Annotated in this window: 11 protein-coding genes; 2 read left to right on the top strand and 9 right to left on the bottom strand. The window is 71.7% G+C overall.

The window, feature by feature from the left end:
- Positions 1-30: 30 nt before the first annotated feature.
- The 3 genes from F0U47_RS03920 to F0U47_RS03910 are packed head-to-tail and all read right to left on the bottom strand — an operon-like array spanning position 31 to position 2,923.
- The gene (locus F0U47_RS03920; protein ID WP_149748965.1) at positions 31-801 is read right to left on the bottom strand and encodes a glutamine amidotransferase; all 771 of its coding nucleotides are present in this window, start codon (positions 799-801) and stop codon (positions 31-33) included.
- The gene (locus F0U47_RS03915) at positions 801-1,757 is read right to left on the bottom strand and encodes a tRNA (adenine-N1)-methyltransferase (protein WP_281290961.1); all 957 of its coding nucleotides are present in this window, start codon (positions 1,755-1,757) and stop codon (positions 801-803) included. The genes F0U47_RS03920 and F0U47_RS03915 overlap by 1 nt, the downstream gene beginning before the upstream one ends.
- Positions 1,758-1,768: 11 nt before the next feature.
- Positions 1,769-2,923 carry a M50 family metallopeptidase gene (locus F0U47_RS03910; RefSeq protein WP_246159414.1) on the bottom strand — a complete coding sequence of 385 codons (1,155 nt, stop codon included), beginning with the start codon at positions 2,921-2,923 and terminating at the stop codon, positions 1,769-1,771.
- Positions 2,924-2,999: 76 nt separating this feature from the next.
- Between F0U47_RS03910 and F0U47_RS03905 the strand changes: the two genes are divergently transcribed.
- Complete coding sequence (locus F0U47_RS03905; RefSeq protein WP_149748964.1) at positions 3,000-3,893, top strand: RecB family exonuclease; 894 nt, start codon at positions 3,000-3,002, stop codon at positions 3,891-3,893.
- Here F0U47_RS03905 and F0U47_RS03900 read toward each other — a convergent pair.
- Together F0U47_RS03900 and metH are read right to left on the bottom strand one after the other, a co-directional pair.
- On the bottom strand, positions 3,865-4,521 hold the full coding sequence (locus F0U47_RS03900; RefSeq protein ID WP_149748963.1) for an HAD family hydrolase: 657 nt from the start codon (positions 4,519-4,521) through the stop codon (positions 3,865-3,867). The genes F0U47_RS03905 and F0U47_RS03900 overlap by 29 nt on opposite strands.
- Positions 4,505-8,278: a methionine synthase gene (metH, locus tag F0U47_RS03895; RefSeq protein ID WP_149748962.1), complete on the bottom strand. Its 3,774-nt coding sequence runs from the start codon at positions 8,276-8,278 to the stop codon at positions 4,505-4,507. The genes F0U47_RS03900 and metH overlap by 17 nt, the downstream gene beginning before the upstream one ends.
- A gap of 162 nt (positions 8,279-8,440) precedes the next feature.
- On the opposite strand from metH, the gene F0U47_RS03890 reads away from it, so the two are divergent.
- Positions 8,441-9,286: a PAC2 family protein gene (locus F0U47_RS03890; protein ID WP_438362050.1), complete on the top strand. Its 846-nt coding sequence runs from the start codon at positions 8,441-8,443 to the stop codon at positions 9,284-9,286.
- An 8-nt stretch (positions 9,287-9,294) separates the two neighbouring features.
- Here the strand turns inward: F0U47_RS03890 and mshC are convergent, their stop codons facing one another.
- From mshC to F0U47_RS03870, 4 genes are read right to left on the bottom strand one after another with little or no spacing between them, the layout of a single operon-like run.
- On the bottom strand, positions 9,295-10,530 hold the full coding sequence (gene mshC, locus F0U47_RS03885) for a cysteine--1-D-myo-inosityl 2-amino-2-deoxy-alpha-D-glucopyranoside ligase (RefSeq protein WP_149748960.1): 1,236 nt from the start codon (positions 10,528-10,530) through the stop codon (positions 9,295-9,297).
- Positions 10,531-10,552: 22 nt separating this feature from the next.
- A complete protein-coding gene (locus F0U47_RS03880; RefSeq protein WP_149748959.1) occupies positions 10,553-11,308 on the bottom strand; it encodes an SCO1664 family protein in 756 nt (251 codons plus the stop codon).
- Positions 11,308-11,892 (bottom strand): DUF3090 domain-containing protein, encoded by a 585-nt coding sequence (locus tag F0U47_RS03875; protein WP_149748958.1) that lies wholly within the window; start codon positions 11,890-11,892, stop codon positions 11,308-11,310. The genes F0U47_RS03880 and F0U47_RS03875 overlap by 1 nt, the downstream gene beginning before the upstream one ends.
- 9 nt (positions 11,893-11,901) lie before the next feature.
- Positions 11,902-12,618 (bottom strand): histidine phosphatase family protein, encoded by a 717-nt coding sequence (locus F0U47_RS03870; protein WP_149748957.1) that lies wholly within the window; start codon positions 12,616-12,618, stop codon positions 11,902-11,904.
- Positions 12,619-12,630 lie beyond the last annotated feature (12 nt).

Raw genomic sequence — 12,630 nt, 5'->3', positions numbered from 1 at the left:
TGCAGGGAAGTGTTCCGCGCCGTGCGTCGGTCACGATTGGATTGCGCCCGCCTGCCGGTAGCGACTGGTGAAGTTGCGCAGGATCGTCATCGGGTGGGTCACGGTGACGGCGGCTGCCGCGGCGCCGAGCGCCTCCTGCTCCGACGGGTCGAAGTACCCGTGGTGCGCGTAGACCGCGATCCGGGTCAGGATCCCGTCCAGGTCGAGCTCGGGGTGGAACTGGGTCGCGTAGACGTGCCGGCCGACCCGGAACGCCTGCACGGGAGCGGCCGCCGAGGTGGCGAGGGCCACGGCATGGTCCGGCAGCCGGCTGATGGCCTCCTTGTGGCCGCCGTACGCCGTGAACGCGCGCGGCAGGCCGGCGAACAGGGGGTCGGCCGCGCCCTCGTCGGTGAGCTCGACGCTGACCGGCCCGACGGGCTCGGGGTAGGACCGGTCGACGACGGCGCCCTGGTGCCGGCCGATCGTGCCGATGCCGTAGCAGGCGCCGAGGAACGGGAAGTCGCGCGCGATCACCTCGTCGAGCAGCCGGCCGAGGTCCCGCTCGGCGCGGAGCTGCGCCTCCGACTTGCTCTCCTCGGGGTCGGAGGCGTTGAAGGCACCGCCGCCGAGGATGATCCCCGCCCACTCGTCCAGGTCGAGGGGCGGCAGCGGAGCGAGGCCGAGCTGGACCCGACGAACCTCGTCGGCGCCGACACCGAGGAACCGCACGAACGCCGCGTGCTCGTCGAGCGCCGCGCGCTCCTCCGCGCGGATCGACAGGAGCAGGAACGGCTTCGGCCCCGCGGCGACCGGCGACATCAGCCCTCCGCGGGCTCGTCCGGGACGTCGGCCGACCGGGGGCCGGTGTAGTCGGGGCCGTAGGCGCCGGGCGCCGGACGCCGGGACTTGCGCGGCGCCCGCTCCCCGGGCGCCATCCGCCGCGCGGTGACGAGGAACGCGGTGTGCCCGATCATCTTGTGTCCGGGGCGTACGGCGAGGCCCTCGACGTGCCAGTCACGCACGAGCGACTCCCACCCGGTCGGCTCGGTGAACCCGCCGTGCACCCGCACGGTCTCGACGAACCGCGACATCTGGGTCGTGGTGGCGACGTACGCGCAGACGATGCCGCCGGGGCGCAGCGCGTCGGCAGCCGCGTCGAGGCAGTCCCAGGGCGCGAGCATGTCGAGGATGATCCGGTCACACTGCTCCCCCGACGCCGGCAGCGCCTCGGCCAGGTCGCCGATCGTGAGCCGCCACGCAGGGTGGGTCTCTCCGTCGGGGGCTCCGAAGAACTGGCTGACGTTGCGGCGGGCGACGTCGGCGAACTCCTCGCGCCGCTCGTAGGACGACACCCGGCCGTAGGGTCCGACGGCCCGCAGCAGCGAGCACGTGAGCGCGCCGGAGCCGACGCCGGCCTCGACCACGTGGGCGCCGGGGAAGATGTCGGCCATCGCGATGATCTGGGCGGCGTCCTTCGGGTAGACGACGGCCGCGCCGCGCGGCATCGACACGACGAACTCCGAGAGCAGCGGACGGAAGACGAGGTACTCGCCACCCGCCGAGGAGGTCACCGTGAACCCCTCCTCGCGGCCGATCAGCTCGTCGTGGTCGAGGTGACCGCGGTTGGAGAAGAACCGCTTGCCCGGCTCGAGGCAGAAGTTGTGCTTGCGGCCCTTGCCGTCGACGAGGCGCACCCACTCACCGGCCCGCAGCGGGCCGCGGTGCACGCCGGACCAGGCCTCGGTCGGCACGTCGCCGGGATCGGGTTGGCTCACGGACGCGGAGCCTATCCAGCCCGGACGGCGCGCTCCACGTCGGCGGTCGCCAGCACGCCGTAGACCGAGCCGTCGGGCTCGATGAGGAGGTACTCGCTGGCGGGGGTTCGCCGGATGGCGTCGAGCAGCTGGGCGCCGGTGATCGCGACCGGGAGCCGGAGTCCCTCCTCGAGGGTCCGGGTCACGGCGGAGACCGCCACCCACGGCCGGCGGTCCTCGGGCATCGCGCGCACCGCGGCCTCGTCCACGACGCCGATCGGCCGCCCGGCCGAGCTGACGGTGACGATGCTCCCTGCCTTCGCGTCGTGGGCCTGCCGGATCGCCTCGGCGAGCGGGAGGTCGTCGGGAACGGCGAGCGTGCGCCGGGCGAGGTCCCTCGCCACTACCTGGGCGACCTTGGTCCGGACCCGTCCGGACACGATCGCCTGCGAGGCCCCCGACCAGAGGAAGATCGCGATGACGAACGTGAGCACGATGTCGATCGTCGTCGGCTCGTAGTCGGTGAGCATCGGAAGCAGCAGCGGCACGAGCACGACGGCGACCGCGGTCACCCGACCGCCCCAGCCGGCGGCAGTCACACCCGTCTCGACCCGGCCGGTCAGCTGCCACACCGCGGCCTTGAGGACGCGACCACCGTCGAGCGGCAGGCCGGGCACCAGATTGAGCACTCCGATGAGGAGGTTCGCGCCGGCCAGGCCCTCGACCGTCATGAGCAGCAGGCCGTCGGGCGTGACGAACCACAGTGCGGCAGCGGCGACACCCACGGCCAGCGACGTGATCGGACCGACCACGGCGATCCAGAACTCCTGCCGCGGGGTGCGCGCCTCGCCCTCGATGGCGGTCACGCCGCCGAGGAAGTGCAGCGTGATCGAGTGCACCTCGAACCCGTAGCGCCGCGCCACCACCGCGTGCGACGCCTCGTGGAGGAGCACCGCGAGGTAGAGCACCACCGCGAACGCCACGCCCACGACGTACTTCCAGCCGCCGAGGCCGGGCTGGATCGAGTCGACCCGTGGCGCCATGACCACCGCGATGAGCGCGGCGACCAGGAACCACGACGACGACACGAGGACGTCGCTGCCGGCGATGGTGCCGATCCGGAAGGTGCCGCGCGGGTTCGGGCCGCGGCGGGGTTGCCGGGCCTGATCCGGAGCACTGGAGGACACGCGTCGAGGCTATCCAACCTGTCCGCGACAGCCCGCTTCGCGGACAGTGTCGGCGGTGTGACCTACCGTCGATGTCATGACCACCCCGACCGTCCCGACCGGCGTCGCGCCGGCCGACCCCGCCGAGCGGGTCGGCACCCGCGTCGACGGCGTGGACGTGCTGGGCGCGCTGTCGCCGTCGCGGGCGGGCGACTTCATGACCTGCCCCCTTCTCTTCCGGTTCCGCACCATCGACCGGCTGCCGGAGCCGCCGTCGGTCGACGCGGTTCGCGGCACGGTCGTGCACAAGGTGCTGGAGGACCTCTTCGACCTGCCGGCGACCGACCGGACCCCGGAGCGTGCCGCCGCGATGGTGGCGCCGGCCTGGGAGGCGGTGCTCGAGGCAGAGCCGGCGCTCGAGGCGCTCTTCCCCGACCGCGACGAGGGCGCCGCGGTCGGAGCATGGCTGGTCTCGTGCCGGGAGGTGCTGGCGCGCTACTTCACGCTCGAGGACCCGCGGCTGCTCGAGCCGGCCGAGCGGGAGCTCTACGTCGAGACGCTGACCGACACCAAGCTCCTGCTCCGGGGCGTCGTGGACCGCGTCGACATCGCGCCCGACGGCGCGATCAGGGTGGTGGACTACAAGACCTCCAAGTCACCGCAGGAGGCCTTCGAGGGCAAGGCGCTGTTCCAGCTCAAGTTCTACGCGCTGGTGATCTGGCGGATGCGCGGGGTGATCCCCCGCCGCCTCCAGCTGATCTACCTCGCCAACGCCGAGGTCCTCACCTACGACCCCGACGAGCAGGACCTCCTCGCCACCGAGCGCAAGGTCCAGGCCGTGTGGGAGGCCGTCCGGCGCGCTCAGGAGACCGGAGACTGGCAGCCGAGCCCCGGTCCGCTGTGCCGGTGGTGCTCCCACCAGGCGCTGTGCCCGTCGTACGGCGGCACGCCCCCGCCGCTGCCTACAACGACGCCAGCTCCGCCGGACTGAGCCCCACCAGGGTGTCGCGGAAGACCCGGCGCGGTCCGGGGGGCACGGCGACGTGGTTCGGCACCACCAGCACCCGGCAGTTCGCCGCCTCCGCAGAGGTTGCGCCGGTCGGGGAGTCCTCGATCGCCACGCAGTCCTCGGGGTCGACGCCCAGGGCAGCGGCCGCGGTGAGATAGGCCTCCGGGTGCGGCTTGCCCTGGTCGACCTGGTCGCCGGTGACGACGACCCGGAAGGTCTCGGGGGGCAGGTGCTCGAGGATCGGGGCGACGAACCGCTGGTAGGACATCGTCACCAGTCCGCACGGCACGCCGGCGTCCTTCAATGCCAGCAGCAGCTCGCGGGCGCCGGGACACCACGGCACGGCGTGCTGGACGCGGGCGACGACACCGTCGAGCAGCCGCTCCACGATCTCCTCCGGGCTCAGCGGGATCCCCATCCGCTCCCGGATGTAGGCCCCGGACGCCAGCAGGCTGTTGCCGACCAACGCGTGGGCGTCGGCCGTGGTCCAGGTGGCGCCGTACTCCTCGGCGAGCTCGATCTCGGTCGCCATCCAGTAGGGCTCCGTGTCGACCAGCGTGCCGTCCATGTCCCAGAGGACGGCCGCCGGAGCGTCAGTCCTCGGGGTCATACCCGAGGTTCGGCGAGAGCCACTTCTCCGCCTCGGCCAGGGTCCAGCCCTTGCGCTCGGCGTAGTCGGCGACCTGGTCGCGCCCGAGCCGGCCGACCACGAAGTACTGCGCCTGCGGGTGGCTGTAGTAGACACCGGAGACGGCCGCACCCGGCCACATCGCCATCGACTCGGTCAGCTGGATGCCGGTGTTGGCCTCGACGTCGAGCAGCTCCCAGATGGTCTGCTTCTCGGTGTGGTCGGGGCAGGCGGGGTAGCCCGGCGCGGGACGGATCCCGGTGTACTTCTCCGCGATCAGGTCCTCGTTGGAGAGCTGCTCCTCGGGCACATGGGCCCAGAACTCCGTGCGCACCCGCTGGTGCAGCCGCTCCGCGAACGCCTCGGCGAGCCGGTCGGCGAGCGCCTCCAGCAGGATCGCGGAGTAGTCGTCGAGCTCCTCCTTGAACGCCTTGATCCGCTCGGTCACCCCGTGGCCCGCGGTCACCGCGAACGCGCCCACCCAGTCGCCGCCCCCGGACAGGTCCGCCCCGATGGGGGCGACGTAGTCGGCGAGGGAGCGGTTGGGTACGCCGGCGCGGTGCTGGCCCTGCTGGCGGAGCTGGTGGAGCGTCGCCACGGTCTCGGCGCGGCTGTCGTCGGCGTAGACCACGACGTCCTCGCCGGTGCTCGCGGCCGGGAACAGGCCGTAGACGCCGTTGGCCGTCAGCCACTTCTCCTCGAGAAGCCGGTCGAGCATGGCCTGCGCGTCCTCGTAGAGCTTGCGCGCGGTCTCGCCCTGGGTCGGGCTGTTGAGGATGTCGGGGAACTTGCCCTTCATCTCCCACGCGTTGAAGAACGGCTGCCAGTCGATGTAGCCGCGCAGCTCGCTGAGGTCGTAGTCGGCGAGCACGTGGACGCCCGGCTGCTTGGGCTGCGGCGGCGTGTAGCCGTCCCAGTCGATCGGCGTCTTGTTGGCCTGCGCGAGCGCGAAGGACAGCTGCGGGCGCTCCGACTTCTGGGAGTGGCGTGCCCGGAGCGAGTCGTAGTCGGCCTTGGTCGCGTCGAGCAGCGCCGGGCGCTGCCGGTCGTCGAGCAGGGCGGCAGCGGTCGGGACCGAGCGCGAAGCGTCCTTGACCCACACGACGGGGCCGTCGTACTTCGGGTCGACCTTGACGGCCGTGTGCGCGCGGGACGTGGTGGCACCGCCGATGAGGAGCGGAATGCTCAGACCGAGGCGCTGCATCTCGGTGGCGAACCCGACCATCTCGTCCAAGCTCGGCGTGATCAGGCCGGAGAGGCCGATGATGTCGGCGCCGACCTCCTTCGCCGTGTCGAGGATCTTCTGCGCCGGCACCATCACGCCGAGGTCGATGACCTCGTAGTTGTTGCAGGACAGCACGACGCCGACGATGTTCTTGCCGATGTCGTGGACGTCGCCCTTGACGGTGGCGAGCACGATCGTGCCGTTCGTGTCCTTCCCCGACGACTCAGCGGCGAGCTCGGGGTTGTCGAGCTTCTCCTGCTCGATGAAGGGAATGAGATACGCGACGGCCTTCTTCATCACCCGTGCCGACTTCACGACCTGCGGAAGGAACATCTTGCCGGCGCCGAAGAGGTCGCCGACCACGTTCATCCCGTCCATCAGCGGGCCCTCGATCACCTCGATCGGGCGGCCGCCGCGGGCGGCGATCTCGGCGCGGAGCTCCTCGGTGTCGGCCTCGACGTGGGCGTCGATGCCCTTCACCAGCGCGTGCGTGATCCGCTCGCCGACGGGCAGGCTGCGCCACTCCTCGGCAGTTGCTTCGGCGACCTCGCCAGTCCCCCGGTAGCGCTCGGCGAGGCCGAGCAGCCGCTCGGTGGCGGCGACCGAGTCGTCGGTGCGGTTGAGGACGACGTCCTCGATCGCGTCGCGGAGCTCCGGGTCGATCTCGGTGTAAGGAACCAACGCACCGGCGTTGACGATGCCCATGTCGAGGCCGGCCTCGATCGCGTGGTACAGGAACACCGCGTGGATCGCCTCACGCACGGGGTTGTTGCCCCGGAAGCTGAAGCTGACGTTGGAGATGCCGCCGGAGACCTTCGCGCCGGGCAGGTTCTGCTTGATCCAGCGGGTGGCCTCGATGAAGTCGACGCCGTAGTTGGCGTGCTCCTCGATGCCGGTGGCGACCGCGAACACGTTCGGGTCGAAGATGATGTCCTCGGCCGGGAACCCGACCTGGTCGACCAGGATCCGGTAGGCCCGCTCGCAGATCGCCTTCCGGCGCTCGAGGTTGTCGGCCTGGCCGTCCTCGTCGAACGCCATCACCACGGCCGCGGCGCCGTACTTCTTGCACAGCTGGGCCTGCTCGATGAACCTCGCCTCGCCCTCCTTCATGGAGATCGAGTTGACGATCGGCTTGCCCTGGACGGTCTTGAGCCCGGCCTCGATGACCTCCCACTTCGAGGAGTCCACCATGATCGGCACCCGGCTGATGTCGGGCTCGGCGGCGATCAGCTTGAGGAAGCGGTCCATGGCCGCGACGCCGTCGATCATGCCCTCGTCCATGTTGACGTCGATGACCTGGGCGCCGGCCTCGACCTGCTGCGCAGCGACCGACAACGCCGTGTCGTAGTCGCCGTCCTTGATCAGGTTGCGGAACTTCGCCGAGCCGGTGATGTTGGTGCGCTCGCCGACGTTCACGAAGAGGCTGTCCTCGTTGATCGTGAACGGCTCGAGGCCGGACAGCCGGAGGGCGGGCTGTACGGCGACCGGCTCGCGTCGGTCCTTCCCGTCGACGGCGGCGGCGATCGCCGCGATGTGCGCGGGAGTCGTGCCGCAGCAGCCGCCGACGATGTTGACGAAGCCGGACTCGGCGAACTCCGAGATCACGGCCGCGGTGTCGGCCGGCGCCTCGTCGTACTCACCGAAGGCGTTGGGCAGGCCGGCGTTGGGGTACGCCGACACGAACGAGTCGGCGAGGCGCGAGAGCTCGGCGATGTAGGGCCGCATCTCCTTCGCGCCGAGGGCGCAGTTCAGGCCGACGGCGAGCGGGCGGGCGTGTCGGACGGAGTCCCAGAACGCCTCGGTGACCTGGCCGGACAGGGTCCGGCCGGACGCGTCGGTGATGGTGCCGGAGATGACCACGGGCCAACGGCGCCCGGTCTCCTCGAAGAGCGTCTCCACCGCGAAGATCGCGGCCTTCGCGTTGAGGGTGTCGAAGATGGTCTCGATGAAGAGCAGGTCGGAGCCGCCGTCGACCAGGCCGCGGGCGGCGGTCAGGTAGGCGTCGACGAGCTGGTCCCAGGAGACGTTGCGGGCGCCGGGGTCGTTGACGTCGGGGCTGATCGACGCGGTGCGCGTCGTGGGGCCGAGCGCGCCGGCGACGTAGCGCCTCCGGCCGGTCGCCGCTGCGACCTCGTCGCAGACACCGCGCGCCAACCGGGCCGCCTCGAGGTTGAGCTCGTAGGAGAGCTCCTCCATGCCGTAGTCGGAGAGCGAGACGGAGTTCGAGTTGAACGTGTTGGTCTCGATGATGTCGGCGCCGGCCTCGAGGTACTCCCGGTGGATGCCGGCGATGATCGCGGGCTGGGTGATCGTCAGCAGGTCGTTGTTGCCGATCAGGTCCGACGGCCAGGCCGTGCGATCAGAGAACCGCTCCCCGCGGTAGCCGGCCTCGTCCGGGCGGTCCCGCTGGATCGCGGTGCCCATCGCGCCGTCGAGGATCACGATCCGCTCACGCAGGAGCGTCGTCAGCTCGTCGGTCGCATCCGGCTGCCAGGCCTGGTCTGCCGCTGCCATGTCACATCCTTCCGTCACGGAAGGCGCCCTTGAGAATCACCGAGCGTGGCGGACCCTCCGGTTTCGGGATCCGTTGCAACGCCTCTCGGCACTGCCGATCCTAACGGGCGCGTCCGACCCACCAAGGATTTTCCGAATGCTGGCACTAGGCTCGACGAGGTGATGGAGATCGAGGACCCGCCGGCGCTGGTCCGGCCCGTGGTGATCGCTGCGTTCGAGGGGTGGAACGACGCTGCCGAGGCGGCCTCGGGGGTCGTGGACCACCTGCTCAGGGTGTGGAACGCGCGGGTCATCGCGGCCATCGATCCCGAGGACTACTACGACTTCCAGGTGAACCGGCCGACGGTCGGGGTGGACGAGAACGGCTTCCGCAAGCTCACCTGGCCGAGCACGCACGTCGCCATCGCCTCTCCCCCGGACCTCGACCACGACGTGATCCTGGTCCGCGGCATCGAGCCCAACATGCGGTGGCGCGGGTTCTGCGCCGAGCTGCTCGCCTGCATCGACGACCTGGGCGCCGAGCTGGTCGTGACGCTCGGCGCCCTCCTCGCCGACACGCCGCACACCCGGCCGATCCCGGTGACGGGTACGGCGACCGAGCCCGACCTCGTCGACCGGATGAAGCTCGAGCAGTCCACCTACGAGGGGCCGACCGGGATCGTCGGCGTGCTCCAGGACGCCTGCGTGAAGCTCGACATCCCGGCGGCGTCGTACTGGGCAGCGGTGCCGCACTACGTCGCGCAGCCGCCGTGCCCGAAGGCCACGCTCGCCCTGCTGGGGCAGATCGAGGACCTGCTCGAGGTCAGCATCCCGCTCGGCGACCTCCCCGAGGACGCGCGCGCCTGGGAGCGCGGCGTCGACGAGCTCGCCGAGGAGGACGAGGACGTCGCCGACTACGTCCGGTCGCTCGAGGAGACGCGGGACACCGCGGACCTGCCGGAGGCGTCGGGCGAGGCGATCGCCCGCGAGTTCGAGCGCTACCTGAAGCGGCGCACCGAGGACGAGTAGCCGGTCGACTAGAGGCTGAGGCCCAGCGCCGCGTCGAGCACCGGGAGCAGCGTCGCGGCGGCGTCGGGGTCGCTGGTGTCGGCAAGACCGTCAGTGCCCAGGGTGGCGGCCACCCAGGCGTCGATCGCCGCCGTCGCACGGGGGGCGTCGATGTCGTCGGCCAGCGCGGCAAGCACCTCGGTCACGACCGGCTCCGCCGGGGCTCCGGCTCCCAGCGCGAGAGCGCGGCGCCACCGCTCGACGTCGTCGAGGGCGGTCCAGAGCACGTCGTCGGTCCACTCCCAGTCCTCGCGGTAGTGGTGCCGCAGCAGGGCCAGCCGGATCGCCATCGGGTCGATGTCGCTGTTGCGGAGGGCGGAGACGAAGACCAGGTTGCCGCGGGACTTCGACATCTTCTCGCCGTCGTAGCCGACCATGCCGGCGTGCACGTAGGCGCGGGCGAACGGCGCGCCGGTCGCCACCTGTGCGTGGCCCGCGCACATCTCGTGGTGGGGGAAGACGAGGTCGCTGCCGCCGGCCTGGACGTCCATCGTCGAGCCGAGGTGCTCCAGCGCGATCGCCGTGCACTCGATGTGCCAACCGGGCCGGCCGGGGCCGAACGGGCTCTCCCAGGACGGCTCGTCGGGCCGCTCGCCGCGCCACACGACGCAGTCGAGCGGGTCCTTCTTGCCGGCGCGGTCGGGGTCTCCCCCGCGCTCGGCGAAGAACCGCATCATCGTCTCGCGGTCGTAGCCCGACTCGTCGCCGAAGGCGGGGTCGGCGGTCACGGAAAAGTAGAGGTCGTCCTCGACGCGGTAGATCGCGCCCGCTTCCTGGAGGCGCTCGATGAGCGCGACCACGAGCGGGATCGACTCGACCGCGCCGACGTAGGCGTCCGGCGGCAGCACCCGCAGGGCCTGCATGTCCTGGCGGAACAGCTCGGTCTCGCGCTCGGCGAGCTCGACCCAGTCGACGCCTACCTTGGTCGCGCGCTCGAGCAGCGGGTCGTCGACGTCGGTGACGTTCTGGACGTAGCGCACCTGGTGGCCGGCCGATCGCCACGCGCGGTTGAGCAGATCGAACCCGATGTAGGTGTTGGCGTGCCCGAGGTGGGTGGCGTCGTACGGCGTGATGCCGCAGACGTAGAGCCGGGCGGCGTCGTCCGGCGCCACCGTCACCCGCCCGCCGGACGCGGTGTCGTGCAGCGACACCGGCGGCCCGACCACGTCGAGGGTCGGGATCTCCGGAGCGGTCCACGCGCGCATGCGCTGATGCTATCTGCGGCTCTCAGAACGGGGGCCAGGGGATGGCCGGCCACCCGCCGTGCGGCCCGGGAAGCACGCCGCGGGCGAGCAACCGCTCGGCACGGTGCTCCAAGGCGTGGACCTCGACGTCGGTGAGGTGGTCGCCGAGCCGTACGCCGAGGTCGCCCCGCAGGTCAGCGAGCACGGCGGACACGCGCTCGCGCTCCTCGTCGGTCAGCGGCATGCCCGCCCAGCCCCAGAGCACGGTGCGGAGCTTCGGCTCGTGGTGGAGGGTCACGCCGTGGTCGACGCCGTAGCGGTGGCCGTCCGGCATCGGCAGGACGTGGCCGCCCTTGCGGTCGGCGTTGTTGACCAGCACGTCGAAGACGGCCAGCCGGCGCAGCGCGACGGAGTCCTCGTGGACGAGGGTGACGTCGCGGTCGCGGTCGTCGATGCCGTCGAAGACCGCGAACCAGCCGTCGGGGACGCGTCCCGCCCGTACCAGCGTCACCGCCTCCTGGTCGGGGTCGACCACCTGCCACTCCTGGAGCATGCCCGGACCGTGCGGCCCCTCGCCCCACCACGTGCGCGGCACGAGCTCCCACCCGGTTGCCTCGCTCACGAGGTAGGCGGCCACCTCGCGGTCGGCGAGGGTGCCGTCGGGGAAGTCCCACAGCGGCCGCTCGCCGGCGACCGGCTTGTAGACGACCTCCCGGCCGTCGAGGTCCGCGAGGAACGTGACGTTGGACGCCGGCATGATCCGCCCGCGCAGCTCCACGCGGCCGGCGGGGGCGTCCATCACTCGAGCCGGCGCTTGAAGCCGTTGGCCCGCACGCAGAGGTGACCGTCGGGGTCGATCGGCTGGCCGCAGAACGGGCAGTCCGGACGGCCCGCGCCGATGACCCGCTCGGCGCGCTGGACGAAGGCCCGGGCGTGCGCGGCGTCGATGCGGACGACGAACACCTCCGTCGGCTCGGCGTCCTCGAGGATCACGGCGTCCTCGGCGTCGTCGGCCAGCCCGACCATCTCCTCGCCGACCGGGAAGACCTCGATCACGACGCGCTCGGCCTGGGGGTCCCAGGAGAGGGTCATCGTGCCGGCGCGGAACTCCTCCGCGATCGGGAGGTCCAGCGGCTCCTCGTCGGCCAGGCCCACCGGCGCGACCGCCGGGATCACCGACGTGGTGCGCGCCTCGGCCATCACTTCGTCGAGCAGCTCGTCGACCCGCTCGGCGAGTGCCGCCACCTGCTGCTTCTCGAGCGCCACGCTGACGACGCGGGCCCCCTCGCGGGCCTGCAGGAAGAACGTGCGCGCCCCGGGCTCGCCGACGGTGCCGGCGACGAAGCGCTCGGGCGGGTCGAAGGCGTGGACGATCGGAGGCATGGTCAGAGCCTACGAGCCTTCGGTCACGGGGTCGGGCCCGGCGCCGCCGCCGACGGTCGCCCGAGACCGGCGGGTCCGCTTCCCGGCCGGTCGCGCGAGCCACGACAGGTCACCTGCGTGGGTGTTCGACGCCAGCACGTAGGGCCGGTCGAGGGTGTACTGCACGATCGACACCGACGCCGGGTCGACGTTGATCCGCTGGAACAGGTCCAGGTGCATGCCGAGGGCGTCGGCGAGGATCGCCTTGATGATGTCGCCGTGGCTCACGGCCACCCAGACCGCGCTCGGGCCGTGCTCCGCCTCGACAGCGGCGTCGTGGCGTCGTACGGCCTCGACCGCGCGGTGCCGCATGTCGACCATGGACTCGCCGCCGGGGAACACGGCGGCCGACGGATGGCGCTGCACCGTCGTCCAGAGCTTCTCCTTGGCGAGCTCCCTGATCGTGCGGCCCTGCCACTCGCCGTAGTCGCACTCGGCGAGGCCGCGCTCGCTCGTCGCCTTCATCCGGTCGGCCTGAGCAGCGGCAACCACCTTCGCCGTCTGGCGGCACCGCTCCTGCGGGCTGGTGACGAGGGCCGCCACCGGGACGGCGGCGATCCGCTCGGCGGTCGTGCGCGCCTGGCGCTCCCCCGTCTCGTCGAGGCGTACGCCGGCGAGCCGACCGGCCAGCACGCCGGACGCGTTGGCAGTGGTGCGACCGTGTCGCACCAGGAGAACCGTGGCCACGAAGGTGAATCT

Origin of the sequence: Nocardioides antri (assembly GCF_008373765.1) — a bacterium.
Taxonomy (GTDB): Bacteria; Actinomycetota; Actinomycetes; order Propionibacteriales; family Nocardioidaceae; genus Nocardioides; species Nocardioides antri.
This window is presented reverse-complemented; position numbering and strand designations above follow the sequence as displayed.

Bases quoted from the DNA above. Each gene is read 5' to 3' on its own strand.
- F0U47_RS03875 (WP_149748958.1), bottom strand. From the start codon at position 11,892: ATGCCTCCGATCGTCCACGCCTTCGACCCGCCCGAGCGCTTCGTCGCC.
- metH (WP_149748962.1), bottom strand. From the start codon at position 8,278: ATGGCAGCGGCAGACCAGGCCTGGCAGCCGGATGCGACCGACGAGCTG.
- F0U47_RS03890 (WP_438362050.1), top strand. From the start codon at position 8,441: ATGGAGATCGAGGACCCGCCGGCGCTGGTCCGGCCCGTGGTGATCGCT.
- F0U47_RS03880 (WP_149748959.1), bottom strand. From the start codon at position 11,308: ATGGACGCCCCCGCCGGCCGCGTGGAGCTGCGCGGGCGGATCATGCCG.
- F0U47_RS03920 (WP_149748965.1), bottom strand. From the start codon at position 801: ATGTCGCCGGTCGCCGCGGGGCCGAAGCCGTTCCTGCTCCTGTCGATC.
- mshC (WP_149748960.1), bottom strand. From the start codon at position 10,530: ATGCGCGCGTGGACCGCTCCGGAGATCCCGACCCTCGACGTGGTCGGG.
- F0U47_RS03905 (WP_149748964.1), top strand. From the start codon at position 3,000: ATGACCACCCCGACCGTCCCGACCGGCGTCGCGCCGGCCGACCCCGCC.
- F0U47_RS03900 (WP_149748963.1), bottom strand. From the start codon at position 4,521: ATGACCCCGAGGACTGACGCTCCGGCGGCCGTCCTCTGGGACATGGAC.